Genomic DNA, 26,061 nt, shown 5'->3' on the forward strand with positions numbered 1-26,061 from the left:
ACGGTGATCGTGATCGGGGTCCAACCGATCAGACTCCCGTCCGCAGCCGTCACCGCCAACCGGTGCACACCAGCCGCCGTGTCCGCCGGGATCGTCACCCGAACCGTCCCATCAGCAGCCACCACCGCGGTGCCGATCAGCGTCGGCTCCGAGAACAACCACACGTTGACCGTGTCACCGGCAGACGCAGTCCCCACCGTCACCGTGATCGTCTCCCCCGCACGAGCGGTCGCCGGAGCAGACACCCCACCACGACTCGCCTCCGTCAACAGCGACTCCGAAGGCGCCACCGGAACGACCGGCGGAGTGACCCCGTCGACCGGCGGCACCGGCATCGGGGTCGGCGTCGGGGTCGGGGTCGGTACCGGCGTCGGGGTCGGGGTCGGGGTCGGTACCGGCGTCGGGTCGGTGCCCGCGGCGTCGAGGTCGAACCCGACCAGGATCGGATCGTGGTCGCTCGCCCGGTACACGTCGTCGGTGTACAGGTTCGTCGCGTTGTAGTTGTAGCGGCTGTACTCCAGGCCCACCGACTCGACCGAGTTGATGTTCCAGATGTCCACGCCCGTGACCGTCTCGAGCGCGGCCTCCGACGCGAACACGTGGTCGAGCGAGCCGCTCAGGCCGGAGAACACGTACGAGTACTCGGTGCTGTCGAGCGCCGGGCCGAGGTCGGTGTAGCCGGCCTCGTCGAGGACCACCACCGGGTCCTCCTTGCTGTAGGCGTTGAAGTCGCCGAGCATGAACACCTTGTCGGTGCCGTACTGCTCCTGCATGTCGGTGGAGAACGTCACCAGGGCCTTCGCCTGCTCGACGCGGTCGGCGTTCGACGCCCCCTGCCCGTCGCCCTGGTCGGCGTTCTCGCCGGTGCCGGAGCCCTTGGACTTGAAGTGGTTCGCGATCACCAGGAAGTCGTCGTCCGCGGTGCCGCCGACCGGGCGGAACGCGTCCGCGACGGGCTGGCGGGCGTTCGTGAACGCGTCGTCGAGCAGGATCGTCGACTCGCCGACGGGCTCGACGCGCTCCTTCTTGTAGATCAGGGCGAGGCGGATGACGTCCTCGCTCGCGGGCACGACGGCCGGGGACTTCGCGTAGGCCCAGGTGTCCTGGCCGGTGGCGGCGTTGAGCGCGTCGACCAGGGTGGCCACGGCGGCGTCGCGGTCCTGACCGAAGCGGACGGAGTTCTCGATCTCCTCGAGCGAGACGACGTCGGCGTCCAGGCCGTTGATGGCCTTGACGATCTTGACCTGCTGGCGCAGGAAGTCCTCCTGCTCGGCGGCGCCGCGGGCGTCGCAGCCGGAGTTCACCGTGACGGGGTCTCCGGCACGGTCCGTGTAGTACTTGCAGCCGGTGAGCTCGTCGCCCGTGGTCGGGAAGTAGTTGAGCACGTTGAAGCCGGCGAGCTTCAGGTCGCCACCGACGTCCTGCGGTGCCGGCTGGCGCACCTTCGAGAACGACGCCGGCAGCTCGGCGGCCGGGGTCGCACCCGTGATCGGCGCGGTCGGCTGGAACTTCCACCCGTTGTTGCGGTAGTCGAGGACGACCGGCTCGGTGAAGGTGGCGGCGGCCCCGACGGTGACCGGGCCCTGGGTGAGCCACGACACCGGGATGCCCTGGTTCGCCTGGGTGAGGAAGTTGGTGCTCGCGCCGTCGTCGAGCGTGACCTTGCGCGCGGCATTGTCGGCCTCGGCGGCCTTCGCCTCGGCGCTGCCCGGTCGGCCGACCTCGGTCGGCTGGATCAGGCGCTTCGTGCCGCTGGCGAGCACGACCTCGCCGTACTGGTTCGTCGTGTAGTTGTCGGCGACGGTGTACGCCCCCTGGGGAGCGACGAGCATGCTCTCGAGCGACTCGCGCTGGGTGTCGGACGACGGGAACGCGACCGCGGCCGGCTGCGGTGCCGCGACGGTGTCGTCCAGCTGCTGCAGCGACGAGGCCCCGGACACCGTGAGCTCGGTCAGGCCGAAGTACTCGGACACGGCACCGGTGACCCGCACGTGGTCGCCCTCGTGCACCAGGCCGGCGGTGGCCGACGAGAAGACGAACACCGCGTCGGACGCGGTGTGGGCACCGAGGTCGATGGCGCCGCCGGTGCCGGGGGTCTGGATCGTGTAGCCGTTGAAGCCGCCGGTGCCGTACACCGCGGTGACGACGCCGTCGGTCGTGACGTTCTTGCCGGCGTACGGCGAGGTGTCCGTGGTGCCCTGCAGCTGGGCGATGGTCACGGTCTCGGCGGGGGTGCCGGGCGCGGGGGTCCCGCCGTCACCCGGGTCGGTCGGGTCCGTGGGTTCGGTCGGTGCCGTCGTCTCGCCCGCGGCGTTCCGCGGGGTGAGCGTCGTCGTCACGGAGAAGTCCGCACCGTTGACGTCGGTGTCCGTGGTGCCCTGGCGGACCAGGCCGTTCGGGACGGAGTTGTCCCCGGTCACGGTGCGCACGGCCGACTCGAACGTGTTCGAGGCACCGTAGCCGAGCAGGTCGACCACGCCGTCGGTGCCGGTGGTGACGGGTCCGGCGGCGAGCGACAGGGGTGCCGTGGCGTCGGACAGGACGAGCGTGCCCGTGGTGCCCGAGGGGTTGAGCGTCGCGGTGTCGTCGGCGGCGGGCAGGTCCTCGCCGGCCGCGGTGGCCCCGCCGTTGCCCGCCATCGACACCAGGAATGTGCCCTTCGCCGGCACGGTGCCCTGGAGCGTACTGGCCGAGAAGGTGCCGGTGCCCGTGCCGGACCGGTACTGCAGCGACCACCCGTCCAGTGACACGGCGGCGTCGGTTGGGTTGCCGATCTCGACGAACTTCTCGTTGTAGAACGCGCCCTTGCTCCCCGCCTTCAGGTAGGCCTCCTCGATGACGAGGTCGGTCCCCTCGGGGTTCGCGGTCGCTGCGGTGACGGTGACGAGTGGGGCCGCGAGGAGCGTCGCGGCCGCCGTGGCGCACAGCAGAGTGCGCCCGAGGGTGTTGGCCATGCCCGCACGCTACCGACCTGCGGGGACATTCAGGTTGCGTCGAGGTAAATGATTGCGCTCGGCAACAAGAGCCGACCGCGTTCCGCGGCGCAGCCGATCGCCCGGCATGAGCCGATCGCCTCAGGCACCATCAGCCGATCGGCAGCCAGGCCCCACCCACGCGTCGGACGGCCGGTCCGTGTCCCGGCAGCACGAGGGCCGGGAACGGCAGCGCCCGTGCTGACTCGAGCGCCAGGTCCTGATCGGCGGTGAAGAACGGCGTGATCATCCGCGGCCGCGGGGCCCACGACCCGGGCTGGGTGTCGTGCCGACTGACGACCGCGTCGCCGGTGACGATCGCGTCCGCTGCGGGCAGCAGGTAGGCCGTCGAGCCGTCGGTGTGGCCGACGGCCGGGAACGGCGCGATCGCCCGACCCGCGAAGTCCGCACCGGTGAACGCGCGAGCGGACGGCACGGTAGTGGGTCGGAGGGCGTCGGAGCGGATCGCCCGCGCCAGCCAGGCGAGCACGCGGGGGATGGCGAGCCGGCCGCCGATCTCCGCCGGGGTGACCTGCTGCCGCTCCGGCCCGCGCACGTTGGCGAGCTCGTCGGCGTGGGCGAGCACCTCGACGTCGGGGTACCGCTCGAGGATCCCGGGGATGCCGCCGACGTGGTCGACGTGTCCGTGCGTCACGTAGACGCGACGGAGGTCTGCGGGGTCGTGTCCGGCGGCGCGCACGGTGTCGAGCACGAGGTCGGTGTCGGCCGGGTAGCCGGCGTCGATCAGCGCGACGCCGTCCTCCTCAGCCAGCACCACCCAGTTGGACACGGGGCCCTCGACGAAGACGACTCCGGGGGCGACGGACACGACGGAACGGGGTTCGCGCGGGCTCATCCCTCGACGGTACCGTCCACCGACCGTCGGGCCCGGGTCTGTTCCGCCCGCTCCGCGAGCTCGGCGTCGGCCGGGTAGCCCACCTCGGTCAGGGTCAGTCCCTTCGCCGGCGCCGTCTTGAAGGCGCTCGTGCGTTCCTCGGCGACGCGCAGTTCCTCGAGGCGGTCCGGGCCGAAGCGGCCCTCGCCGACGGCGATGGTCGCGCCGACCATGGCCCGCACCATCGAGTGGCAGAAGGCGTCGGCCTGGAGGCGCGCCACCAGCACGCCGTCCGGCTCGCGGTCCCAGCGGAACTGCTGCAACGTCCGGATGGTCGTCGCCCCCTCGCGCGGCTTGCAGAACGTCGCGAAGTCGTGCAGCCCGAGCAGCGTCAGCGCACCGCGCTCCATCGCTGCCGGGTCGAGCCGCGCCGCGTGCCAGACCGTGTGCCCACGACGACGTGGATCGCGCGGGGCGTCGGCGTCCGCGACCCGGTACTCGTACCGGCGCCACAGCGGGGAGAACCGGGCGTCGAACCCCGCGGGTGCCACCGAGGCACCGGTCACGACGACGTCCCCCTCGGGTGCCGCGATGCCGTTGACCCGCTTGAGCAGCCCGTCGAGCGGTGACCTGCCCGACCCGCGCTTGGCGGTGAGCGCTGCCCACTGCTCGGCCGACAGGTCCAGGTGCGCGACCTGCCCGGTGGCGTGCACCCCGGCGTCGGTGCGTCCGGCGACGGTGAGCAACGGCGGTTCACCCCAGCGGGTGAACACGGTGGCGAGTGCGGCCTCGAGGGCACCCTGCACGGTCCGGAGCCCGGGCTGCCGGGCCCACCCGGAGAACGCCGCCCCGTCGTAGGCGATGTCCAGTCGCAGCCGCACGTCACCGGTGCTGTCGGGGTCCTGGAAGCCGACCGTCTCGTCCACGTGACCACCGTAGCGGGGGCGACCCGTGCCTCCCGGCCCGCGCTCCGTCTGCAGGACCGCGACCGCTCGCACCCACTCAGCCGCGCGGACGACCGAACGCCGACGGGCCGGTCCGGGTGTCGAGGTCGTCGGTGGCCCGTCGTTCCGACTCGACGATCCCGCGCAGTGCGACGAGCGCGGCCGAGGTGACCGCGACGTGCGAGGGGTTCTCACGTGATGCGTCGAGCGCGCGCTCGAGTCGTGCGATGGCCTCTTCGGCCTGGTCCTCCGGGGAGTCGCCACGGATCGTGCTGGCGATCTGCCGCAGTGCCTCGGCGATGGGGGTGGCGAACGCCGGATCCGGACGACCGACGCCCTCGGACACCGGGCCGGAGCGTGCCACGAGTTCGGTGAGGTCGGTCGTGTACCAGGCGACCCGCTCCAGTGCACGGAAGCGTCCACCGTCCTTCTGCAGCCGCGCTCGGGACCCGCGCAGCGCACCACGGGGGTTGAGCCGACGACTCTCGTGCGCGATCGCCACCCGCGACCGCACGTCCGCGATCGCACGGTCCAGACGGTCCTGCTGGTGGTCCCAGGCCTTCTCGTCGCGCTTGCCCTCCTCGAGCACGGTGGCCAGACCGTCGAGGTGGTCCGCCAGCACGCCGTTCACCGTGTCGATGCGGTGTTCGGCATCCCAGAAGTGCAGCGGCGGGAACACCAGGAAGTTGACGAGCAGCCCGACGACGACACCCACGGCCATCTGCACGAGGTACCCGAGCGAGTAACCCTCGGCGTGCGCGCCGCCGACGAGCAGGACGAAGAGCGCCGCAGTGGACACCCACGAGCTGCCCTCGCCCAGCACGCGGAACCCGCCGACCAGGACACCGACGCCGACCGCGAGCGCGATCGCGAGGAAGCCCGGGTCGCCGATCCACATCGTGAACGCGGCGATGAGGATGCCGAGGGCGATCCCGACCAGGGTCTGCACACCGCTCCGGATGCCCGCGAACACCGTGGTCTGCATCGCGACGACGGCGCCGAGTGGTGCGTAGTACGGGTACTCGGCCGCGACGCCCGGGATGTGCTGCGCCACGAACCAGGCGATCACCGCAGCGGCCGCGGCCTTGCCGGCGTGCAGCAGGCGCGGCTGCGTGCCCGAGGTCCGGCTCCACCGCCAGACCCGGGTCCCCAGACCCGCAACGTGCTGGAACGCCATGACTTCCTTCCCTGTCCTGATGATCGGCCACCGTACGCGGCACGCCGCAGCTGCCGTCCGCTCTGCGAACACGAGGAAGCCCCCGCGACCTGGGTCGCGGGGGCTTCCTCGTGGTGGTGCAGCGCCCCGGAGGGCACCGGACTACTTGGTGTCGGCGTCGTCCGACTTCTCGGCGGCGTCGGCCTCGACCTCGGCAGCAGCCTCGGTCTCGGACTCGGTCTCGACCGGTGCGGACTCCTCGGTGGTCTCGGTCTCCTCGACCGGGGCCTCCTCGGTGGTCTCGTCAGCGGCGGGCTCGTCGACCGGGGCGGCAGCAGCGGCCGGAGCCGAGTTGCGCTTGACCGGAGCGGGCGTGCTCGAGACGGGCTCGAGGACGAGCTCGATCGACGCCAGCGGGGCGTTGTCGCCCTTGCGGAAGCCGAGCTTCGTGATGCGGGTGTAACCGCCCTGGCGGTCCTCGACCTGGGGGGCGATCTCGGTGAACAGCGTGTGCACGACGGACTTGTCGCGCAGGATGCTGATCACACGACGACGCGCGTGCAGGTCGCCGCGCTTCGCGAACGTGATGAGACGCTCGGCGACCGGGCGGAGGCGCTTGGCCTTCGTCTCGGTGGTCGTGATGCGACCGTGCGTGAAGAGGGCGTTGGCGAGGTTGCTCAGGAGCAGGCGCTCGTGGGCGGGACCGCCACCGAGGCGGGGGCCCTTGGTGGGCTTCGGCATGTCAGTTCTCCAGTGGTGAAAGTGGTGCGCGCGGTGTCAGCGCGCGTGCGCGTGAGCGCGAGGTCAGTTGTTGGACTCGTCCTCGTCGTACCCGCTGTAGAAGTGGGCGCCGTCGAATCCGGGGACGGTGTCCTTGAGGGACAGGCCGAGCTCGGTGAGCTTGTCCTTGACCTCGTCCACCGACTTCTGACCGAAGTTGCGGATGTTCATGAGCTGCGTCTCCGAGAGGGCGACGAGCTCGGACACCGTGTTGATGCCCTCCCGCTTCAGGCAGTTGTAGCTGCGGACCGACAGGTCGAGGTCCTCGATCGGGGTCTGCAGTTCGTTCGAGAGCACGGCGTCGACCGGCGCGGGGCCGATCTCGATGCCCTCGGCCGCCGTGTTGAGCTCGCGAGCGAGCCCGAACAGCTCGACCAGCGTGCGACCAGCCGACGCGATGGCGTCACGCGGCGTGATGGCCGGCTTCGCTTCGACGTCGACGACCAGGCGGTCGAAGTCCGTGCGCTCACCGGCACGCGTCGCCTCGACGCGGTAGGTGACCTTGAGGACCGGCGAGTAGATCGAGTCGATCGGGATCTGACCGGCTTCGCTGAACTCGGAACGGTTCTGCGTCGCCGAGACGTAGCCACGGCCACGCTCGATCGTGAGCTCGAGCTCGAAGCGTGCGGTGTCGTTCAGGGTCGCGATGACGAGTTCCGGGTTGTGGATCTCGACGCCGGCCGGAGCGGAGATGTCCGCTGCGGTGACCTGACCGGCACCCTGCTTGCGCAGGTACGCCGTGATGGGCTCGTCGTGCTCGCTGGAGACGACCAGGCTCTTGATGTTGAGGATGATCTCGGTGACGTCTTCCTTGACACCGGGAACGGTGCTGAACTCGTGGAGGACGCCGTCGATGCGGATGCTGGTGACAGCCGCGCCGGGGATCGAGGAGAGGAGCGTGCGGCGCAGCGAGTTGCCGAGGGTGTAACCGAAGCCCGGCTCGAGCGGCTCGATGACGAAGCGCGAGCGGTGCTCGGAGATCGGCTCCTCGGTCAGGGTGGGGCGCTGTGCAATGAGCACTGTGGGATTCCTTTCGGCGAAGTGTCCGCTATATGACACTTGGCGGTACGACGGGGCCGCATGGGCCCCGACGGGTCTGTTGAGTTGTGATCACGCGCACACACGTGCGCGATCGAACGACCAGGAATGGCCGCGGGCCCTGCCCGCCCTCGCCGGAACGGATCCGGTCAGGGGACGAGCAGGGCGCGGCCGGTTGCTCCTCGCGTCAGACGCGACGGCGCTTGGGCGGGCGGCACCCGTTGTGCGCCTGCGGCGTGACGTCGTTGATCGAGCCGACCTCGAGGCCAGCGGCCTGGAGGGAGCGGATCGCGGTCTCGCGACCCGAACCCGGGCCCTTCACGAAGACGTCGACCTTCTTGACGCCGTGCTCCTGCGCCTGACGCGCAGCGGACTCGGCGGCGAGCTGCGCCGCGAACGGCGTCGACTTGCGCGAACCCTTGAAGCCCACGGCACCCGAGGACGCCCAGCTGAGGACGGCACCCGACGGGTCGGTGATGCTGACGATCGTGTTGTTGAACGTGCTCTTGATGTGGGCCTGGCCCACGGCGACGTTCTTCTTCTCCTTGCGGCGCGGCTTGCGCGCGGCAGTCTTGGGGGTAGCCATCGGGGTCTCCTATCGAGCCTTCTTCTTGCCTGCCACGGTGCGCTTCGGTCCCTTGCGGGTACGAGCGTTGGTCTTGGTGCGCTGACCGCGCACCGGGAGACCACGACGGTGGCGAAGACCCTCGTAGCTGCCGATCTCGACCTTGCGGCGGATGTCGGCGGCGACCTCACGGCGGAGGTCACCCTCGACCTTGAAGTTGCCCTCGATGAAGTCACGGAGGGCGACGAGCTGGTCGTCGGTCAGGTCCTTGACGCGGATGTCACCGGAGATACCGGTCTCCGTCAGTGCCTGGACGGCGCGGGTACGGCCGACGCCGTAGATGTACGTGAGTGCGATCTCCACGCGCTTCTCGCGCGGGATGTCGACGCCTGCTAGACGTGCCATGTGATGGCTGCTCCTGTTGTCGATGGAGGTGTGGCGCAGTACCGGTGCTCGGGCCTCCGCCCCGAGGTGTCCCCCGGCCGTCGTGCGACCGGGTTCTGGTACTGCGTTGTCGATCTTCAGTTGTGGGTCGTGCTCGAGCAGCCTGGTGTCCGATGGACACCGTCGGCGCCGGTCACGCGCCCGGGACTAGCCCTGGCGCTGCTTGTGACGCGGGTTGCTCTTGCAGATCACCATGACGCGGCCCTTGCGGCGAATCACACGGCAGTGTTCGCAGATGGGCTTGACGCTGGGGTTGACCTTCATGGTTCTTTCCTCGTGCTCGCTGGCTTCGTGCTCGGCAGGATTGCCGTGCCGTTCCTTTCCAGCTCGCGGATCACTTGTAGCGGTAGACGATCCGGCCGCGGGTCAGGTCGTACGGGCTCAGCTCCACGATCACGCGGTCCTCGGGGAGGATGCGGATGTAGTGCTGGCGCATCTTCCCGGAGATGTGCGCGAGGACCTTGTGTCCGTTCGTCAGCTCAACGCGGAACATCGCGTTGGGCAGAGCTTCGAGCACCGAGCCTTCGATCTCGATGACGCCGTCTTTCTTGGCCATAGCCTCACTGTCGCTTGGTTGTGGAACAGGTGTGATCCCCGAACCGGTCTGCGGGTCGGTCGCCACACCCGAGAGGGCATGACACACCAAAGATCGATCTTATGTGGTAAACCCGCAATTGCCAAGTGGGGGCGCGGAACACCCCACGTCTGGGGCTTCCGGAGCCGTGCCTGAGCGTTCCACAGTGGTTTGACGGCGCGCTCCGGGCGCGCACTTGCGCGCGAACCGTAGTTTTGCTCCGCAGCCACGTCCGTCGCACCAGCAGCTCGCGCCGGACCACCGAACGGAGAACACGTGCCCGACGCCACCCGACGCCCCTTCGCCAGCCACGGCAAGCAGGCCCGTCGCCGGGGCTGGGGCACGCTCGTCACCGTCGTCGCCTCCGCCGTGGCCGTCCTGCTCGTCAGCGGCACGAGCGTCGCCGCGATCGCCGGGGCGCAGCTCGCCACCGCGCCGCAGACCGTCGCGCTGAGCACCGACGACCAGAGCACCGCCAAGACCGCGGACATCTCGGCGATCAAGGGCGGGGCGAACATCCTGCTCATCGGCAGCGACACCCGGGTCGGCCAGTTCGACTCCGACGAGGACGTCGAGGGTGCCCGGAACGACGTCACGATGCTCATCCACATCTCGGCGGACCACCAGCAGCTCACCGCGGTCAGCTTCCCCAGGGACCTGATGGTCCCCATCCCGGCCTGCACGAACCCCGCGACCGGCACGACCTACCCCGCGTCCACCTCGGCGATGTTCAACACCGCACTCGGCAACGGCGGCGTCTCCTGCGTCGTGGACACCGTCGAGAACCTGACCGGTCTGAGCATCCCCTACGCCGGGCTCATCACCTTCGACGGCGTGATCGAGATGTCGAACGCCCTCGGCGGCGTGGACGTCTGCGTCGCCGAGCCGATCGACGACACGTTCACCGGCCTGCACCTGACGACGGGCTCGCACTCCCTCGAGGGCTCGGACGCCCTGGCCTTCCTGCGCACTCGCCACGGGGTGGGCGACGGCAGCGACCTCGCCCGCATCAGCTCGCAGCAAGTGTTCCTGTCGGCGCTCCTCCGCAAGGTCACCTCGGACGGCACGCTCTCGAACCCCATCACGCTCTACAAGCTGGCGGGCGCCGCCCTGTCCAACATGACGCTGTCCGACGGCCTGGCCCAGACCGGCACCCTGGTCAAGCTCGCCGCGGCGCTGCGCGGGATGAGCACGGCCAACATGCTCTTCGTGCAGTACCCGGTTGCCGATGACCCGGCCGACAGCGCCCGGGTGATCGTCGACCAGGAGACGGCCCACACCCTGAACGTGGCGCTGCAGAACGACGTCCGGTCCTCGCTGAGCGACTCGAGCACCGGTCGCGCGTCCGAGGAGTCGCCGTCGAGCGGCGGGACGTCGAGCGGCGCCGGGTCGTCCGGCTCCTCGGGGTCGTCCGGCTCCTCTGGTGGAACCGGGACCTCGTCGTCCGCCGGCACGCCGTCAGCGACGTCGAGCGCGGCCGCCACGCGGACGCCGACCGCATCGGCGACGCCGCTGCCCTCGTCGATCACCGGGCAGAGCGCCTCCGAGGAGACCTGCTCCGTCGGCAACTGACGCGACGCCATGGCGTGCGCCCGGCACTGGTCCGGTGGATCCGCGCGACGTGGTCGACGCGGCGGACGTCAGCCGGGCCTCCTGGCCGTCGCATCGTGCGAGCCAGCGTGGGCACCGCATGCGGACTGGAGGCCCGTCCTACGGGATCGGGACGGGCGTCACACCCAGCGGGGCCAGGCCCCGAGCGCCGCCGTCGGCGGCCGTGAGCACCCAGACACCGCCCGCGTGCACTGCCACGCTGTGCTCCCAGTGCGCGGCGTCGGAGCCGTCGAGGGTGCGGACGGTCCAGTCGTCGTCGTCGGTCGAGCTGTCGATCGCGCCGGCCGTGACCATGGGCTCGATGGCGACCACCAGCCCCGGCTTGACCGCAGGGCCGGCACCTCGGACGCGGTAGTTGAAGACCGGCGGGTCCTCGTGCATCGACCGGCCGATGCCGTGGCCGGTGTAGTCCTCGACGATGCCCCACGCTCCGGTCTCGTCGATCGCGTCCTCCACGGCGGAGCCGACCTCGTGCAGGTTCTTCGCGTGCGCGAGCGCGGCGATGCCGTGCCACAGCGACCGCTCCGTCGTGTCGCAGAGCGTCTGCCGGGCCGAGGTGACCGCTGCGTCGCCGCCGGGCACGACGGTCGTGAACGCGCTGTCGCCGTTCCAGCCGTCGACCTCGGCGCCGGCGTCCACCGACACGATGTCACCGGGCGCGAGCACGCGGTCACCGGGGATCCCGTGCACGATCTCGTCGTTCACCGACACGCACAGCGTGTGGCGGTAGCCGGGCACGAGCTGGAAGTTCGGGACCCCGCCGCCGTCACGGATGGTGCGCTCCGCGATCGCGTCGAGTTCGCTGGTGGCGATGCCCGGTCGGATCGCTGCACGGACCGCGTCGAGCGCCTCGGCGGTCAGCAGGCCCGGCCGGACCATCGCCCGGAGCTCGTCCGGGGTCTTGTAGATCGAGGGCTTCTTGAACCGCACCACGCTGGTCAGACGGTCGCGGAGAGCCCGCGGCCCGCCAGCGCGGCCTGGATGCGGTCGCCGACCTCGTCGATGGCGCCGAGGCCGTCGACGTCGACCACGAGGCCACGCTCGCCGTACGCCGCCACGATGGGCGCCGTCTGCTCGACGTACACCTGCTGGCGACGACGGATCGTCTCCTCGTTGTCGTCGCTGCGGCCCTGGTCCTCTGCGCGCTTGAGCAGGCGACCGACGAGCTCGTCCTGGTCGGCGACGAGCTGCACCACGGCGTCGATCCCGGCGCCCTGCTCAGCGAGCAGTGCGTCGAGGTACTCGACCTGGCCGACCGTACGCGGGTAGCCGTCCAGCAGGAAGCCGTGCTCGGCGTCGGGCTCCTGCAGGCGGGACTTCACGAGCTCGTTCGTCAGGGAGTCCGGGACGTAGTCACCGGCGTCCATGATCGCCTTCGCCTGCACACCGAGGGGCGTGCCCTCTGCCACGTTCTTGCGGAAGATGTCCCCGGTCGAGATCGCAGGGATCCCGAGGGAATCGGCGATGCGGCCGGCCTGGGTGCCCTTCCCGGCTCCGGGAGGTCCGACGATGATGAGACGTGCGCTCAACGGAGAAGCCCTTCGTAGTGACGCTGCTGCAGCTGCGAGTCGATCTGCTTCACGGTCTCGAGACCGACACCGACGATGATCAGGATGCTCGCGCCACCGAACGGGAAGTTCTGGTTCGCGCCGAACAGCGCCAGTGCTGCCAGCGGGATGAGCGCGATGAGACCGAGGTAGAGCGAGCCGGGCAGCGTCACCCGGGTGAGGACGTAGTCGAGGTACTCGGCGGTCGGACGACCGGCACGGATGCCGGGGATGAAACCGCCGTACTTCTTCATGTTGTCGGCGACCTCTTCGGGGTTGAAGGTGATCGCCACGTAGAAGTACGTGAACCCGACGATGAGCAGGAAGTACAGGACCATGTAGAACCAGTTGTCACCCGAGGTCAGGTTGTTCTGGATCCAGGTCACCCATGCGGCCGGCTCGGAGCCGTCCGACGGCTGGTTGAACTGCGCGATCAGGGCCGGCAGGTACAGCAGCGACGACGCGAAGATGACGGGCACGACACCTGCCATGTTCACCTTGATCGGGATGTAGGTGTTGTTGCCGCCGTACGTCCGCCGCCCGACCATGCGCTTGGCGTACTGCACGGGGATCCGCCGCTGTGACTGCTCGACGAACACGACGGCCATCATGATCACGAGTCCGACCAGGATCACGAACAGGAACAGCTCGAACGACTGCGACTGCTCGATCGCCCAGAGCGCCGACGGGAACTGCGCCGCGATCGACGTGAAGATCAGGAGCGACATGCCGTTGCCGATGCCGCGCTCGGTGACGAGCTCGCCCATCCACATGATGAGGCCGGTACCGGCGGTCAGCGTGACGACCATCAGCATGATGGCGTACCAGCTGTCGTTCGAGATGATCGACGTGCAGGACGCGGAGGCGTTGGTGCCGAACAGCGCGCCGGAGCGGGCCACCGTGATCAGGGTCGTGGACTGCAGGACACCGAGCGCGATCGTGAGGTAACGCGTGTACTGCGTGAGCTTCGCCTGGCCGGACTGGCCCTCCTTGTAGAGGGTGTCGAAGTGCGGGATGACCACACGCAGGAGCTGCACGATGATCGACGAGGTGATGTACGGCATGATGCCGAGCGCGAAGACCGAGAGCTTCAGCAGCGCGCCGCCGGAGAAGAGGTTGATCAGGTCGTAGAGGCCGCCGGAGGACGACGCGCTGGCGAGACAGCTCTGCACGGCGGCGTAGTCGACGAACGGTGCCGGGATGTACGACCCGAGACGGAACAGCGCGATGATCGCGAGGGTGAAGCCGATCTTCTTGCGAAGATCAGGGGTGCGCATGATGCGCGCGACCGCTCTGAACACGATGACTCCGAACTTGTGGGACCGGGGCCGTCGATCGCGGCCGGACCGGTTTCGGTCGGCAGGGCCGACCCGGCTGGCGGATGCCGGCCACTGTCAAGGAAACCGTAACGGCGGCCCGTGCGCAAACGCACGGGCCGCCGACGGGGGTTACTGGGAGACGGTGCCGCCAGCAGCCACGATCTTCTCAGCGGCGGACGCCGAGACCTTGTCGACCGTGACCGTGATCTTCACGGTGATGTCACCCTGACCGAGAACCTTGACCTTCTCGTTCTTGCGGACGGCGCCCTTGGCGACCAGGCCCGCAACGGTGACGTCGCCACCGTCGGGGTAGAGCTCCGAGATCTTGTCCAGGTTCACGACCTGGTACTCGACCCGGAACGGGTTCTTGAACCCACGGAGCTTCGGGGTGCGCATGTGCAGCGGCATCTGCCCACCCTCGAAGCCGACCCGGACCTGGTAACGGGCCTTCGTGCCCTTGGTACCACGCCCAGCGGTCTTGCCCTTCGAGCCCTCACCACGACCCACGCGGGTGCGGTCCTTCTTGGCACCCTCTGCAGGACGGAGGTGGTGCAGCTTCAGCACCTGCACGCGCTCGTTCTTCTCGTCGCTCATGCGTCGACCTCCTCGACCTTCACGAGGTGCGCCACCGTCGCGATGTACCCGCGGTTCTGGGAGTTGTCCTCACGCTCGACCGAACGGCCGATGCGCTTGAGGCCCAGGCTGCGCAGGGTGTCGCGCTGGTACTGCTTCTCGCTGATAACGGACTTGATCTGCGTGATCTTCAGCATCGCCATCACGCACCTGCCTTCTCGGTCGCGGCACGCAGGGCTGCGGCCTCGGCCTGGAGCAGACGGGCCGGGACGACCCGCTCGACGTCGAGGCCACGACGGCTCGCGACGGCGCGGGGCTCCTCGAGCTGCTTCAGGGCCTCGACGGTCGCGTGCACGATGTTGATGGTGTTCGACGAGCCGAGCGACTTGCTCAGGACGTCGTGGATGCCGGCGCACTCGAGCACGGCGCGGACCGGACCACCGGCGATGACACCGGTACCGGGGCCGGCCGGGCGCAGGAGGACGACGCCAGCGGCGGCTTCACCCTGCACCGGGTGCGGGATCGTGTTGCCGACGCGGGGGACGCGGAAGAAGTTCTTCTTCGCCTCTTCGACACCCTTGGAGATCGCCGTGGGGACCTCCTTGGCCTTGCCGTAGCCGACGCCCACGAGGCCGTTGCCGTCACCGACGACGACGAGCGCCGTGAAGCTGAAGCGACGACCACCCTTGACGACCTTCGAGACGCGGTTGATGGTCACCACGCGCTCGAGGAACTGGCTGTCGCCACCGCGGTTGTTGCGGTCGCGGCCCTGCTGACGGTCACGACCGCCACCACGACGGCCACGGTTGTCGGCGGAGTCGCGGTTGTTGGACGCGGAGCCCGCGGCGGTCTCGACCGGACGCTCGGCGACGGCAGGTGCCTCCGCCTCCTTGCCGGTCTTGGCGCCCTCGGCGGTCGCCTCGGTGGCCGTGGCCTCCGTGCTCGCCTCGGTGGTCTCGACGGCCTCGGTTGCCGTGGCCTCGACGGCCTCGGTCTTGGCGTCTTCGTTGGTGTTCGCGTTGTCGCTCACAGGTTCAGCCCTCCTTCACGGGCACCATCGGCGATCGCGGCGACGCGACCGGCGTACTTGCTGCCACCGCGGTCGAAGACCACGGCCTCGACGCCAGCCGACTTCGCGCGCTCGGCGAGGAGCTCACCGACGCGACGGGCCTTGGCGGTCTTGTCGCCGTCGAACGAGCGGAGGTCTGCCTCCATCGTCGAGGCGCTGGCGAGGGTGTGACCCTTCGAGTCGTCGATGACCTGCACGAACACGTGACGCGACGAGCGGGTGACGGCGAGACGGGGACGAGCCTCGGTGCCGGTGATCTTCTTGCGGAGACGGTTGTGACGACGCGCCTTGGCGGCCGCCTTGCTCTTGCCTCGTGTCTTGAGGAGTCCCATGATCACTTACCTGACTTTCCGGCCTTGCGGCGCACGTTCTCGCCGGCGTAACGGACACCCTTGCCCTTGTAGGGCTCGGGCTTCCGGAGCTTCCGGATGTTCGCGGCGACCTCGCCGACAGCCTGCTTGTCGATACCGGCGACGGTGACCTTGTTGTTGCCCTCCACCGCGAAGCTGATGCCCGCCGGCGGCTCGACCGTGATCGAGTGGGAGTACCCGAGCGCGAACTCGAGGTTCGAGCCCTTGGCCGCGACACGGTAACCGGTACCGACGACCTCGAGGCCCTTGGTGTAGCCCTGGGTCACGCCGATGATGTTGTTGGCGATGAGGGTCCGGGTCAGTCCGTGGAGCGAACGCGACTCGCGCTCGTCGTCCGGACGGGTGACGAGGACCTGGTTCTCCTCGACCTTGGCCTGGATGGGCTCGGCGATGACGAGCGCGAGCTCGCCCTTCGGGCCCTTGACCGCCACGTTCTGACCGTCAACGGAGACGGTGACGCCGGCGGGGATGTCGATGGGGAGACGTCCGATTCGTGACATTGTCGATCACCACACGTAGGCGAGGACTTCCCCACCCACGCCCTTCTGCTCGGCTTCGCGGTCGGTCAGGAGGCCGGAGGAGGTCGAGAGGATCGCCACGCCGAGGCCACCGAGGACCTGGGGGATCTCCGTCGACTTCGCGTAGACCCGGAGGCCCGGCTTCGAGACGCGCTTGATGCCGGCGATCGAACGCTCGCGCTCGGGGCCGTACTTCAGGTCGATGGTGAGGGTCTGCCCGACTCGGGCGTCCTCCACCTTCCACTCGCTGATGTAGCCCTCACGCTTGAGGATGTCGGCGATGTTCTTCTTGAGCTTGGAGCTCGGGAGCGCGACTGCGTCGTGGTGCGCGGAGTTCGCGTTCCGCAATCTGGTCAGCATGTCTGCGACCGGATCGGTCATCGTCATGATGTTCGTCCATTTCTCGCCTGGTTTCGACACCCGTTCCACGAATGCCGACCTGAGCGATCGAGTGATCCCGGGGCGGTTCCCCGAGATCGGTGTGTTCGTGCGTGCGGGCCGGAGGACGTGAATCCTCCGGCCCGCACCGCCCGAAGTAGTTTAGACCGTCTGCTCGTTGGAGCGGAACGGGAAGCCGAGCTGGCGGAGCAGCGCGCGTCCCTCGTCGTCCGTCTTCGCGGTGGTCACGACAGTGATGTCGAAGCCGCGGACACGGTCGATGCGGTCCTGGTCGATCTCGTGGAACACGGACTGCTCCGTGAGACCGAACGTGTAGTTGCCGTTGCCGTCGAACTGCTTGTCGCTGAGACCGCGGAAGTCGCGGATGCGGGGCAGTGCGAGCGTGACCAGGCGGTCCAGGAACTCCCACGCGCGGTCACCGCGGAGGGTGACGTGCGCGCCGATGGCCTGACCCTCGCGCAGCTTGAACTGTGCGATGGACTTGCGGGCGATGTTGACCTGGGGCTTCTGACCCGTGATCGCCGTGAGGTCCTTGATGGCCCCCTCGATGATCTTGGAGTCACGAGCGGCCTCGCCGACACCGGTGTTCACGACGACCTTGACCAGGCCGGGGACCTGGTTGACGTTCGCGTAACCGAACTGCTCGGTGAGGGCCGACTTGATCTCGGCCAGGTACTTCTGCTTGAGGCGCGGCTGGACCTTGCCAGCGGGCGCAGCAGTCGTGTCAGTCATCAGAGCTTCTCACCAGACTTCTTCGCGTAGCGGACACGGACGGTCTTCTTGACGCCGTCCTTCTCCACCTCTTCGGTGCGGAAGCCGACACGCGTCGGCTTCTTCGTCTTCGGGTCGACGAGTGCGACGTTCGAGACGTGGATCGAGGCTTCGTGCTGCTCGATGCCACCGGTCTTCGAACCACGCTGCGTTTGACCGACGCGGACGTGCTTCGTGACGAAGTTCACGCCCTCGACGACGACGCGGTTCTTGTCCTTGAGGACCTCGATGACCTTGCCCTGCTTGCCACGGTCGCCGCCACGCTCCTGCGTCGCGCCCGTGATGACCTGGACGAGGTCACCCTTCTTGATGTTCGCCATGGCTTACAGCACCTCCGGCGCGAGCGAGATGATCTTCATGAACTTCTTGTCACGGAGCTCGCGACCGACCGGACCGAAGATGCGCGTGCCGCGCGGGTCGCCGTCGGCCTTGAGGATCACTGCCGCGTTCTCGTCGAACTTGATGTAGGAGCCGTCCTGACGACGGGTCTCCTTCTTGGTGCGAACGATGACCGCCTTGACGACGTCACCCTTCTTCACGTTGCCGCCGGGGATGGCGTCCTTCACCGTGGCGACGATGACGTCACCGAGGCCGGCGTAGCGACGACCCGAGCCACCGAGCACGCGGATGGTCAAGATCTCCTTGGCACCCGTGTTGTCGGCGACCTTCAGGCGGGATTCCTGCTGAATCACTGCTGTCTCCTATTCCGAAGCAGGCCGAGGCCTACTTGGCCTTCTCGAGGATCTCGACCAGGCGCCAGCGCTTGGACGCGCTGAGGGGACGGGTCTCGCTGATCACGACGAGGTCGCCGACACCAGCGGTGCCGAGCTCGTCGTGGGCCTTCACCTTGGACGTGCGACGGATGATCTTGCCGTAGAGCGCGTGCTTCACGCGGTCCTCGACCTCGACCACGATGGTCTTGTCCATCTTGTCGCTCGTCACGTAGCCGCGACGCGTCTTGCGGTAGCCGCGAGTGAGGGCGGCGGAGTTCTTCTCTTCGTTCGCCATTACTTCTCCTCGGCGGTCTCGGCCTCGGTCGACTCGGCCGGCTTGTCAGCCTTCTTCGTCGTCTTCTTGGCCTTGGGGGCGGTCTCGACGGGCGCGGGAGTGGCACGGATGCCGAGCTCGCGCTCGCGGAGGACGGTGTAGATGCGGGCGATGTCGCGCTTGACGGCACGGAGACGACCGTGGCTCTCCAGCTGGCCGGTGGCCGACTGGAAGCGGAGGTTGAAGAGTTCCTCCTTGGCCTTCTTCAGCTCGTCAGCGAGACGCTCGTTCTCGAACGTGTCGAGCTCCGTCGGACGGAGCTCCTTGGAACCGATCGCCATTATGCGTCGCCCTCCTCGCGCTTGATGATGCGTGCCTTGAGGGGCAGCTTGTGGATTGCACGAGTCAACGCCTCACGGGCGATCTCCTCGCTGACGCCGGAGAGCTCGAAGAGCACCCGGCCCGGCTTCACGTTCGCGACCCACCACTCGGGCGAACCCTTACCGGAACCCATGCGGGTCTCGGCGGGCTTCTTGGTCAGCGGACGGTCCGGGTAGATGTTGATCCAGACCTTGCCACCACGCTTGATGTGACGCGTCATGGCGATACGAGCGGACTCGATCTGACGGTTGGTCACGTACGCCGGGGTGAGGGCCTGGATGCCGTAGTCGCCGAAGCTGACCTTGGTACCACCGGTGGCCTGACCCGAACGCTTCGGGTGGTGCTGCTTGCGGTGCTTGACTCGACGGGGAATAAGCATGGTTACGCCTCAACTCCTGCGCCGGCCGGCGCGTCCTGCGGGGCCTGCTGCGGGCGACGGTCACCGCGGTCGCCGCCACGACGGTCGCCGCCACGGTCGCCACGCTCACCGCGCGGGCCGCCACGACGCTCGGGGCGCGACGAACGCTGGTTCGCCTGCTCGCGAGCGAGCTCCTTGTTCGTGATGTCGCCCTTGTAGATCCAGACCTTCACGCCGATGCGGCCGAACGTGGTCCGGGCCTCGTAGAAGCCGTAGTCGATGTTCGCGCGGAGGGTGTGCAGCGGCACACGGCCTTCGCGGTAGAACTCCGAACGCGACATCTCGGCGCCGCCGAGACGGCCCGACACCTGGATGCGGACACCCTTGGCGCCGGCGCGCTGTGCACCCTGCAGGCCCTTGCGCATGGCGCGACGGAACGCGACACGAGCGGAGAGCTGCTCGGCGATGCCCTGCGCGACGAGCTGGGCCTCGGTCTCGGGGTTCTTGACCTCGAGGATGTTCAGCTGGATCTGCTTCTTGGTGAGCTTCTCGAGCTCACCGCGAACGCGCTCCGCCTCGGCGCCACGGCGGCCGATGACGATGCCCGGGCGAGCCGTGTGGATGTCCACGCGGACACGGTCACGGGTGCGCTCGAGCTCGATGCGTGCGACGCCGGCGCGGTCGAGGGTCTTCTTCAGGTACTCGCGCACCTTGATGTCCTCGGCCACGTAGTCGGCGTAGCGCTGACCGGCCTTCTTGCTGTCGGTGAACCAGTGCGAGACGTGGTCCGTCGTGATCCCGAGACGGAAGCCGTACGGGTTGACCTTCTGGCCCATTACTTGCTCGCCTTCTTGCTCGTCGCGGCAACCTCGGCCTCGTCAGGCGTCGCGAGGACGACCGTGATGTGGCTGGTGCGCTTGTTGATGCGGAAGGCGCGGCCCTGGGCGCGCGGCTGGAACCGCTTCAGGGTCGTGCCCTCGTCGACGAAGACGCGGCTCACGTAGAGGTCGCGCTCGTCGAGGAAGCTGTTCGTCGAGTCCGCCTTGACCCGTGCGTTCGCGATCGCCGAGGCGACCAGCTTGTACACGGGCTCCGAAGCGCCCTGGGGGGCGAACTTCAGGATGGCGAGGGCCTCGTGGGCCTGCTTGCCGCGGATCAGCTCGATGACGCGACGGGCCTTCTGAGGCGTGACGCGGATGTGTCGCACACGTGCGATCGACTCCACCATTTCGTTCCTCCTCTGCGTCGCCGCCTCAGCGGCGACGGCCCTTCTTGTCGTCCTTCACGTGACCACGGAAGGTGCGGGTCGGCGCGAACTCGCCGAGCTTGTGACCGACCATCGACTCGGTGACGAACACCGGGATGTGCTTGCGGCCGTCGTGGACGGCGATCGTGTGCCCGAGCATGTTCGGGACGATCATCGACCGACGCGACCACGTGCGGATCACGTTCTTGGTGTTGGCCTCGTTCTGCGTGACGACCTTGCGGAGCAGGTGCTCGTCGACGAAGGGGCCCTTCTTCAGACTGCGTGGCATCTTCTGAACTCCTACTTGCGCTTCTTGCCGGCGTTACGGCGACGGACGATGAGCTTGTCGCTCGGCTTGTTCGGCTTGCGCGTACGGCCCTCGGACTGACCCCAGGGGCTGACCGGGTGACGACCACCGGAGGTCTTGCCCTCACCACCACCGTGCGGGTGGTCGACCGGGTTCATGGCGACACCACGGACGGTCGGGCGGACGCCCTTCCAGCGCATGCGGCCGGCCTTGCCCCAGTTGATGTTCGACTGCTCGGCGTTGCCGACCTCGCCGATGGTGGCGCGGCAGCGTGCGTCGACGTTGCGGACCTCGCCCGACGGCAGACGGAGCTGCGCGTAGGGGCCGTCCTTGGCGACGAGACGCACCGAGGCGCCGGCGGAGCGGGCCATCTTGGCGCCGCCACCGGGGCGGAGCTCGATGGCGTGCACGACGGTACCCACGGGGATGTTGCGCAGCGGCAGGTTGTTGCCGGGCTTGATGTCGGCGCCGGGGCCCTGCTCGATGACGTCGCCCTGCTTGAGCTTGTTCGGCGCGATGATGTAGCGCTTCGTGCCGTCCACGTAGTGCAGGAGCGCGATGCGCGCGGTGCGGTTGGGGTCGTACTCGATGTGCGCGACCTTGGCGTCGACGCCGTCCTTGTCGGAGCGACGGAAGTCGATCACGCGGTACTGGCGCTTGTGGCCACCACCGATGTGACGCGTGGTGATACGGCCGGAGCTGTTGCGACCACCGGTCTTCGGCAGCGGACGAAGCAGGGACTTCTCCGGAGTCGAACGAGTGATCTCAGCGAAGTCGGCGACCGACGAGCCGCGACGACCGGGGGTCGTCGGCTTGTAGTTACGAATAGCCATGATTTATCCCTCTGGTCCTCAGCCGACAGCCGTGAAGATGTCGATCGAACCGGACTTGAGCGTCACGATGGCGCGCTTGGTGTCCTTGCGCTTGCCGAGACCGAACTTGGTGCGACGGGTCTTGCCCGGGCGGTTCAGCGTGTTGATGCTCGCGACCTTGACGTCGAAGATCTTCTCGATGGCGAGCTTGATCTCGGTCTTGTTCGAGCGGGGGTCCACGATGAACGTGTACTTGCCCTGGTCGATGAGCGCGTAGCTCTTCTCCGAGACGACCGGCGAGATGATGACGTCGCGCGGGTCCTTGTTGAAGCCGCTCATGCGGTGATCTCCTTCGCGGTCTTCGACGCGATGAAGGCGTCGAGGGCGCTCTTGCTGAAGACGACGGCGTCCGAACGCAGCACGTCGTACGCGTTGAGCTGGCCGTACGAGAGCGCGTGGACGTTCGACAGGTTGCGGATCGACTTGAGCGTCAGCTCGTCGTCCGTCTCGAGCACGACGAGCACGTTCTTGACGGGCGCGACCTTCTCGAGGAGCGTGCGGGCGGTCTTGGTCGACGGCAGTTCAGCCGCGACGAAGCCCTCCACAGCGGAGATGCGGCCACCGCGGGCGCGGTCCGAGAGCGAGCCGAGCAGAGCAGCGGCGATCATCTTCTTCGGGGTGCGCTGCGAGTAGTCGCGCGGGGTCGGTCCGTGGACGACGCCACCGCCGGTGTGCTCCGGAGCACGGACGGAACCCTGACGGGCGCGGCCGGTGCCCTTCTGCTTGAACGGCTTGCGACCGGCACCGCGGACTTCGCCGCGGTTCTTGGTCTTGTGGGTGCCCTGACGCGCGGCTGCGAGCTGCGCGGTGACGACCTGGTGGATCAGCGGGACGTTGGTCTCGACGTCGAAGAGAGCTGCGGGGAGCTCGACGGTGCCGGACTTGGCACCCGATGCGTCGAGGACGTCGATCGTGGTTGCGGTCGTGGTGGCCATGATCACTTACCCTTCACGGCGGTGCGGACGAAGACGGAGCGGCCACGAGCACCGGGGACGGCGCCCTTGACGAGCAGCAGACCCTTCTCGGCGTCGACGGCGTGCACCGTGAGGTTGAGGACGGTCACGCGGTCGCCACCCATACGACCGGCCATGCGCATGCCCTTGAAGACGCGCGACGGGGTCGAGGAAGCACCGATCGAGCCGGGCTTGCGGTGGTTGCGGTGCGCACCGTGCGAGGCACCGACGCCGTGGAAGCCGTGGCGCTTCATGACACCGGCGAAGCCCTTGCCCTTGGAGGTACCGACGACGTCGACCTTCTGGCCCGCCGTGAACGTGCCGTCCACGGTGAGCTCCTGGCCGAGCGTGTACTCAGCGGAGTCGTTGGTCCGGATCTCGGTGAGGGTGCGACGCGGGGTCACGCCAGCGGCCTCGAAGTGACCGGCGGCCGGCTTGTTGACCTTGCGCGGGTCGATGGCACCGGCGGCGATCTGGATCGCCTCGTAGCCGTCGCGCTCGGCGTTGCGGATCTGGGTGACCACGTTCGGGCCGACCTCGATCACGGTGACGGGGATGAACTTGTTGTTCTCGTCCCACACCTGGGTCATCCCGAGCTTCTTGCCGAGGAGGCCCTTGACGGTCTTGGTTGAGTTCGCCATTGGTCAGCCCCCTTACAGCTTGATCTCGATGTTGACGTCTGCCGGAAGGTCGAGTCGCATGAGCGAGTCCACGGCCTTCGGCGTCGGGTCGACGATGTCGATGACCCGCTTGTGCGTGCGCTTCTCGAAGTGCTCGCGCGAGTCCTTGTACTTGTGAGGGGAACGGATCACTGCGATCACGTTCTTCTCGGTGGGGAGCGGCACCGGGCCGACCACGGTCGCACCGGCACGGGTCACCGTGTCGACGATCTTCCGGGCCGACGTGTCGATGACCTCGTGGTCGTACGACTTGAGCCGGATGCGGATCTTCTGTCCCGCCATGTGTCTCTTGTCCTCTCTGCGCCGCGCACCCTCTGGCCGCCTGACGCCGCTCGGTTCCGCATTCCTGCGGACCGTGCTGTTTTCCTGAACCAACCGGCCGCATCCACTGGGGATGACCGCTGTTCACCTGTCAACCTCGCGGGCGACCGTGGCCGTCCAGCGTGGGCAATCGACTGCCTCGTGCTCCGGGCGCAGCAGTGGTACACCGCGTCCGTCGCCTCCGGGGAGTCGTGTTCTGCTGCCTGCGGCCCAACCCAGCCCTGCTGAACAAGGGGGTTGTGCACTGCCAGAGCAGTGATCCTGTGGGCATGCACCCACGGGGAATTCGGAACCGGACAAGTCTCGCATAGCCCCGGCCCACGTGCAACCCGGGCGTGTCGCGAATTGCCGGGGGTGTCCCACCGGCTCGCCCGCCCGGATCCACGCGGATCGGACGGCCTGGAGGCCCGACTCGGCCCCGCAACACGACGCACCCTCCGGACGGGGTCCGGAGGGTGCGTCGGCACGGGTCAGGAGACCGTCACTCGGCGGTCACCGGGGGCACGAACCACGGCGGGAACACGGCCACCCGCGGAGCGTGTCCACCGTGGTCGGCGAGCACGGCGCGGACGGTCTGCCGGGCCTTGTCGTTCGGGACGCCGATGACCGCGACCGAGGTGAACGGCACACTCGGACCAGCGAGCAGCTCGAGGCCGTGCATCTCCGGGTCCGTGAAGTCGGTGCGACGGATCAGGTTGGTGGCGGCGTCCGGTCCGACGGCGAACCGGACGTCGTCGGCGTCGGCGTCCTGGTCGGCGACGATCACCGAGGCACCGAACGCCGAGACCGGCACGACGAGCACGACGTAGTCGATCGCCCGTGTACGGCGGGCGGCGTCCGACCAGCGCTCGCCCTCGGCGCCCGTGCGGAGCTCGTCCCAGCGAGTGGCGTCGGGCGACAACGTGAACGGCACGTGGCCGGCGATCGAGGAACCGTCGGGCGCCTCGGCCTCTGCGCGGGCGGCGCGGGTGTCGGCGGAACTCACGTCCACGACCGGCTCGGCCTGGTCGGACGCCAGGATCGCGCCGGCACCGACGATGCCGTCGAGGTTGTCGATGTGGGTGACGTGGTGGGCGCGGAGCGCTGCGAACTCACGTGCCTCGGGCAGGTCGGCGGACGACGAACGGAGCGACGTCGGCGACCGGAGCGACGTCCCGGGCCCGGAGGCCGGCGGGTCGACGCGCAGGTTGGTGGTGATGCGGGTCCGGCGGGGTGCCGGGGTGGCTGGGATCTCCGACGCCTCGCGCTGCCGGGGTGCGCAGATGTCGCAGAGCTCGGTGGGGAATCCGTGGATGCACTCGTCGGTCACGACTGTTGTGGGTCCTTCCGTGCCGTGTGGGGGTGGTCCGGCACGTCGACCAACGCTACGTCATCCGGACGACCCCCGGGTCATTGTCGGTAGAGCAGCGCCCGGACCTCGGCCTCGGCTGACGCCAGGCGGTTCGGATCGATGGTCTCGCCGTGGTCGTACGCGTCGAGCAACCGGGGGTCGATGTAGCTCTGTCGGCACACCGTCGGGGTGTTGCCGAGCTCGTCGCTGGCGGCCTTCACCGCGTGCGAGACGGCCTTCTTCCGCTTGGCCTGAGACGACTGCGGGCCGGTCTTCGCCAGGTCGACGGCTGCAGCGACCGTGCCGTGCAGTGTGCGGAAGTCCTTCGCGGTGAACTCGTCCCCGGCGCGCTCCTTGACGTAGGCGTTGATGTCCTCGGCGGACAGGGGCTCCCACTCGGCGCCACGCCGTTCGCGGAACGACAGCAGTCGGGCGTTCGGTCCGCGCCGCTTCATGCCGGCGATGACGCGAGCCAGGTCGTGGTCGTGGATGGACGAGGACCACTCCTGGCCACTCTTGCCCGGGAAGTCGAGCTCGATGTCGTCACCGGACACGTGGGCGTGGGCGCAGAGCAGCGTGGACAGTCCCCGACTGCCGTGCTCGGTGGCGTACCGCTCTGACCCGACCCGGAGGGACCCCTGGTCGAGCATGCGGAACGCTGCGGCCAGCGCACGGCGGCGGTCCGGCTCGGGGCGACGGAGGTCCTGCGTGACGCCGCGGCGGGCGACCGGCAACGACTCGGCCAGTGCCAGCGCACGGTCGTACTTGATCCGGTCCATCCGCTCACGCCAGGACGGGTGGTACATGTACTGCCGGCGGCCGGCACCGTCCAGACCCGTGGCCAGGATGTGGCCGTTCGCGTACGGGGAGATCCAGACGTCGTCCCACGCCGGCGGGATCACGAACTCCTCGAGTCGACGGCGCTCGTCCGGGTCCGTCACAGTGTTGCCGTCGGGATCGCGGAACGAGAATCCGCGGCCGGAACGGACGCGGTGGTAGCCGCGACCGGAGGTCGCGGATCTGCGGAGACGTGTCACGCGGTCGAGCCAACTCCGTGACGCCTGGGACGCGTCACGGGGCGGACAGCAGGCGCGACGCCGGCCCGGCCCCGGGCCTCCTGTCCGGCGCCCTGTGCGACCC

Annotated in this window: 36 protein-coding genes; 1 reads left to right on the top strand and 35 read right to left on the bottom strand. The window is 68.7% G+C overall.

The window, feature by feature from the left end:
- From H7A73_RS01365 to infA, 10 genes are all read right to left on the bottom strand, one after another.
- On the bottom strand, nucleotides 1-2,954 hold a 2,954-nt coding region (locus H7A73_RS01365; RefSeq protein WP_182064352.1), incomplete at its 3' end, for an ExeM/NucH family extracellular endonuclease.
- A 130-nt stretch (nucleotides 2,955-3,084) separates the two neighbouring features.
- Nucleotides 3,085-3,828 (bottom strand): MBL fold metallo-hydrolase, encoded by a 744-nt coding sequence (locus H7A73_RS01370; protein WP_182064353.1) that lies wholly within the window; start codon nucleotides 3,826-3,828, stop codon nucleotides 3,085-3,087.
- On the bottom strand, nucleotides 3,825-4,733 hold the full coding sequence (gene truA, locus H7A73_RS01375) for a tRNA pseudouridine(38-40) synthase TruA (RefSeq protein ID WP_259362646.1): 909 nt from the start codon (nucleotides 4,731-4,733) through the stop codon (nucleotides 3,825-3,827). Before truA ends, H7A73_RS01370 begins: the two co-directional genes overlap by 4 nt.
- Nucleotides 4,734-4,809: 76 nt before the next feature.
- Nucleotides 4,810-5,928 (bottom strand): FUSC family protein, encoded by a 1,119-nt coding sequence (locus H7A73_RS01380; protein ID WP_182064354.1) that lies wholly within the window; start codon nucleotides 5,926-5,928, stop codon nucleotides 4,810-4,812.
- 141 nt (nucleotides 5,929-6,069) lie between these two features.
- Nucleotides 6,070-6,648 carry a 50S ribosomal protein L17 gene (rplQ, locus tag H7A73_RS01385; protein ID WP_071245471.1) on the bottom strand — a complete coding sequence of 193 codons (579 nt, stop codon included), beginning with the start codon at nucleotides 6,646-6,648 and terminating at the stop codon, nucleotides 6,070-6,072.
- A 63-nt stretch (nucleotides 6,649-6,711) separates the two neighbouring features.
- A complete protein-coding gene (locus H7A73_RS01390; RefSeq protein WP_017885506.1) occupies nucleotides 6,712-7,707 on the bottom strand; it encodes a DNA-directed RNA polymerase subunit alpha in 996 nt (331 codons plus the stop codon).
- Between the two features lie 205 nt (nucleotides 7,708-7,912).
- Nucleotides 7,913-8,311, bottom strand: coding sequence for a 30S ribosomal protein S11 (gene rpsK, locus H7A73_RS01395; protein ID WP_017885507.1), 399 nt, complete (start codon nucleotides 8,309-8,311; stop codon nucleotides 7,913-7,915).
- Nucleotides 8,312-8,320: 9 nt separating this feature from the next.
- Nucleotides 8,321-8,695, bottom strand: a complete 375-nt coding sequence (rpsM, locus tag H7A73_RS01400; RefSeq protein WP_017885508.1) for a 30S ribosomal protein S13 — start codon at nucleotides 8,693-8,695, stop codon at nucleotides 8,321-8,323.
- A 186-nt stretch (nucleotides 8,696-8,881) separates the two neighbouring features.
- Nucleotides 8,882-8,998, bottom strand: coding sequence for a 50S ribosomal protein L36 (rpmJ, locus tag H7A73_RS01405; RefSeq protein ID WP_022903266.1), 117 nt, complete (start codon nucleotides 8,996-8,998; stop codon nucleotides 8,882-8,884).
- A gap of 70 nt (nucleotides 8,999-9,068) precedes the next feature.
- Nucleotides 9,069-9,290, bottom strand: coding sequence for a translation initiation factor IF-1 (infA, locus tag H7A73_RS01410; RefSeq protein WP_017885509.1), 222 nt, complete (start codon nucleotides 9,288-9,290; stop codon nucleotides 9,069-9,071).
- A gap of 294 nt (nucleotides 9,291-9,584) precedes the next feature.
- On the opposite strand from infA, the gene H7A73_RS01415 reads away from it, so the two are divergent.
- The gene (locus tag H7A73_RS01415) at nucleotides 9,585-10,880 is read left to right on the top strand and encodes an LCP family protein (protein WP_182064355.1); all 1,296 of its coding nucleotides are present in this window, start codon (nucleotides 9,585-9,587) and stop codon (nucleotides 10,878-10,880) included.
- Nucleotides 10,881-11,018: 138 nt separating this feature from the next.
- On the opposite strand, the gene map is transcribed toward H7A73_RS01415, so the two are convergent.
- The 25 genes from map to H7A73_RS01540 form a co-directional block, all read right to left on the bottom strand.
- A complete protein-coding gene (gene map / locus H7A73_RS01420) occupies nucleotides 11,019-11,852 on the bottom strand; it encodes a type I methionyl aminopeptidase (RefSeq protein WP_411468981.1) in 834 nt (277 codons plus the stop codon).
- A 5-nt stretch (nucleotides 11,853-11,857) separates the two neighbouring features.
- Nucleotides 11,858-12,448 carry an adenylate kinase gene (locus H7A73_RS01425; RefSeq protein ID WP_182064356.1) on the bottom strand — a complete coding sequence of 197 codons (591 nt, stop codon included), beginning with the start codon at nucleotides 12,446-12,448 and terminating at the stop codon, nucleotides 11,858-11,860.
- Nucleotides 12,445-13,767: a preprotein translocase subunit SecY gene (secY, locus tag H7A73_RS01430; RefSeq protein WP_027466722.1), complete on the bottom strand. Its 1,323-nt coding sequence runs from the start codon at nucleotides 13,765-13,767 to the stop codon at nucleotides 12,445-12,447. The genes H7A73_RS01425 and secY overlap by 4 nt, the downstream gene beginning before the upstream one ends.
- 147 nt (nucleotides 13,768-13,914) lie before the next feature.
- Nucleotides 13,915-14,379, bottom strand: coding sequence for a 50S ribosomal protein L15 (rplO, locus tag H7A73_RS01435; RefSeq protein WP_027466723.1), 465 nt, complete (start codon nucleotides 14,377-14,379; stop codon nucleotides 13,915-13,917).
- Nucleotides 14,376-14,561, bottom strand: a complete 186-nt coding sequence (gene rpmD / locus H7A73_RS01440) for a 50S ribosomal protein L30 (protein ID WP_017885515.1) — start codon at nucleotides 14,559-14,561, stop codon at nucleotides 14,376-14,378. The genes rplO and rpmD overlap by 4 nt, the downstream gene beginning before the upstream one ends.
- A complete protein-coding gene (gene rpsE, locus H7A73_RS01445) occupies nucleotides 14,561-15,388 on the bottom strand; it encodes a 30S ribosomal protein S5 (RefSeq protein ID WP_182064357.1) in 828 nt (275 codons plus the stop codon). Before rpsE ends, rpmD begins: the two co-directional genes overlap by 1 nt.
- On the bottom strand, nucleotides 15,385-15,759 hold the full coding sequence (gene rplR / locus H7A73_RS01450) for a 50S ribosomal protein L18 (protein ID WP_027466725.1): 375 nt from the start codon (nucleotides 15,757-15,759) through the stop codon (nucleotides 15,385-15,387). The genes rpsE and rplR overlap by 4 nt, the downstream gene beginning before the upstream one ends.
- Nucleotides 15,760-15,761: 2 nt before the next feature.
- Nucleotides 15,762-16,298, bottom strand: coding sequence for a 50S ribosomal protein L6 (rplF, locus tag H7A73_RS01455; protein WP_017885518.1), 537 nt, complete (start codon nucleotides 16,296-16,298; stop codon nucleotides 15,762-15,764).
- 6 nt (nucleotides 16,299-16,304) lie between these two features.
- Nucleotides 16,305-16,703, bottom strand: a complete 399-nt coding sequence (rpsH, locus tag H7A73_RS01460) for a 30S ribosomal protein S8 (RefSeq protein ID WP_017885519.1) — start codon at nucleotides 16,701-16,703, stop codon at nucleotides 16,305-16,307.
- 153 nt (nucleotides 16,704-16,856) lie between these two features.
- Nucleotides 16,857-17,447, bottom strand: coding sequence for a 50S ribosomal protein L5 (rplE, locus tag H7A73_RS01465; RefSeq protein WP_182064358.1), 591 nt, complete (start codon nucleotides 17,445-17,447; stop codon nucleotides 16,857-16,859).
- Nucleotides 17,447-17,806, bottom strand: coding sequence for a 50S ribosomal protein L24 (gene rplX / locus H7A73_RS01470; protein WP_017885522.1), 360 nt, complete (start codon nucleotides 17,804-17,806; stop codon nucleotides 17,447-17,449). The genes rplE and rplX overlap by 1 nt, the downstream gene beginning before the upstream one ends.
- 3 nt (nucleotides 17,807-17,809) lie before the next feature.
- Nucleotides 17,810-18,178 (bottom strand): 50S ribosomal protein L14, encoded by a 369-nt coding sequence (gene rplN / locus H7A73_RS01475; RefSeq protein ID WP_017885523.1) that lies wholly within the window; start codon nucleotides 18,176-18,178, stop codon nucleotides 17,810-17,812.
- 31 nt (nucleotides 18,179-18,209) lie between these two features.
- Nucleotides 18,210-18,494, bottom strand: coding sequence for a 30S ribosomal protein S17 (rpsQ, locus tag H7A73_RS01480; protein ID WP_017885524.1), 285 nt, complete (start codon nucleotides 18,492-18,494; stop codon nucleotides 18,210-18,212).
- Complete coding sequence (rpmC, locus tag H7A73_RS01485; protein WP_017885525.1) at nucleotides 18,494-18,814, bottom strand: 50S ribosomal protein L29; 321 nt, start codon at nucleotides 18,812-18,814, stop codon at nucleotides 18,494-18,496. Before rpmC ends, rpsQ begins: the two co-directional genes overlap by 1 nt.
- Nucleotides 18,814-19,233, bottom strand: a complete 420-nt coding sequence (rplP, locus tag H7A73_RS01490) for a 50S ribosomal protein L16 (RefSeq protein WP_017885526.1) — start codon at nucleotides 19,231-19,233, stop codon at nucleotides 18,814-18,816. Before rplP ends, rpmC begins: the two co-directional genes overlap by 1 nt.
- A gap of 2 nt (nucleotides 19,234-19,235) precedes the next feature.
- The gene (gene rpsC, locus H7A73_RS01495) at nucleotides 19,236-20,048 is read right to left on the bottom strand and encodes a 30S ribosomal protein S3 (protein WP_017885527.1); all 813 of its coding nucleotides are present in this window, start codon (nucleotides 20,046-20,048) and stop codon (nucleotides 19,236-19,238) included.
- The gene (gene rplV, locus H7A73_RS01500) at nucleotides 20,048-20,440 is read right to left on the bottom strand and encodes a 50S ribosomal protein L22 (protein ID WP_035809257.1); all 393 of its coding nucleotides are present in this window, start codon (nucleotides 20,438-20,440) and stop codon (nucleotides 20,048-20,050) included. Before rplV ends, rpsC begins: the two co-directional genes overlap by 1 nt.
- 25 nt (nucleotides 20,441-20,465) lie before the next feature.
- On the bottom strand, nucleotides 20,466-20,747 hold the full coding sequence (gene rpsS, locus H7A73_RS01505) for a 30S ribosomal protein S19 (RefSeq protein WP_017885529.1): 282 nt from the start codon (nucleotides 20,745-20,747) through the stop codon (nucleotides 20,466-20,468).
- Between the two features lie 11 nt (nucleotides 20,748-20,758).
- Complete coding sequence (gene rplB / locus H7A73_RS01510; RefSeq protein ID WP_027466728.1) at nucleotides 20,759-21,598, bottom strand: 50S ribosomal protein L2; 840 nt, start codon at nucleotides 21,596-21,598, stop codon at nucleotides 20,759-20,761.
- An 18-nt stretch (nucleotides 21,599-21,616) separates the two neighbouring features.
- Nucleotides 21,617-21,916 carry a 50S ribosomal protein L23 gene (rplW, locus tag H7A73_RS01515; protein ID WP_027466729.1) on the bottom strand — a complete coding sequence of 100 codons (300 nt, stop codon included), beginning with the start codon at nucleotides 21,914-21,916 and terminating at the stop codon, nucleotides 21,617-21,619.
- The gene (gene rplD, locus H7A73_RS01520; protein ID WP_027466730.1) at nucleotides 21,913-22,572 is read right to left on the bottom strand and encodes a 50S ribosomal protein L4; all 660 of its coding nucleotides are present in this window, start codon (nucleotides 22,570-22,572) and stop codon (nucleotides 21,913-21,915) included. The genes rplW and rplD overlap by 4 nt, the downstream gene beginning before the upstream one ends.
- Nucleotides 22,573-22,574: 2 nt before the next feature.
- Nucleotides 22,575-23,231: a 50S ribosomal protein L3 gene (rplC, locus tag H7A73_RS01525; protein ID WP_027466731.1), complete on the bottom strand. Its 657-nt coding sequence runs from the start codon at nucleotides 23,229-23,231 to the stop codon at nucleotides 22,575-22,577.
- A 12-nt stretch (nucleotides 23,232-23,243) separates the two neighbouring features.
- Nucleotides 23,244-23,552 (bottom strand): 30S ribosomal protein S10, encoded by a 309-nt coding sequence (rpsJ, locus tag H7A73_RS01530; RefSeq protein WP_017885534.1) that lies wholly within the window; start codon nucleotides 23,550-23,552, stop codon nucleotides 23,244-23,246.
- 520 nt (nucleotides 23,553-24,072) lie between these two features.
- A complete protein-coding gene (locus H7A73_RS01535) occupies nucleotides 24,073-24,900 on the bottom strand; it encodes a DarT ssDNA thymidine ADP-ribosyltransferase family protein (RefSeq protein ID WP_182064359.1) in 828 nt (275 codons plus the stop codon).
- Nucleotides 24,901-24,980: 80 nt separating this feature from the next.
- Nucleotides 24,981-25,958 (bottom strand): DNA topoisomerase IB, encoded by a 978-nt coding sequence (locus tag H7A73_RS01540; protein ID WP_182064360.1) that lies wholly within the window; start codon nucleotides 25,956-25,958, stop codon nucleotides 24,981-24,983.
- Nucleotides 25,959-26,061: the final 103 nt, after the last annotated feature.

Source organism: Curtobacterium sp. ME12 (assembly GCF_903970855.1).
Lineage (GTDB): Bacteria > Actinomycetota > Actinomycetes > Actinomycetales > Microbacteriaceae > Curtobacterium > Curtobacterium poinsettiae_A.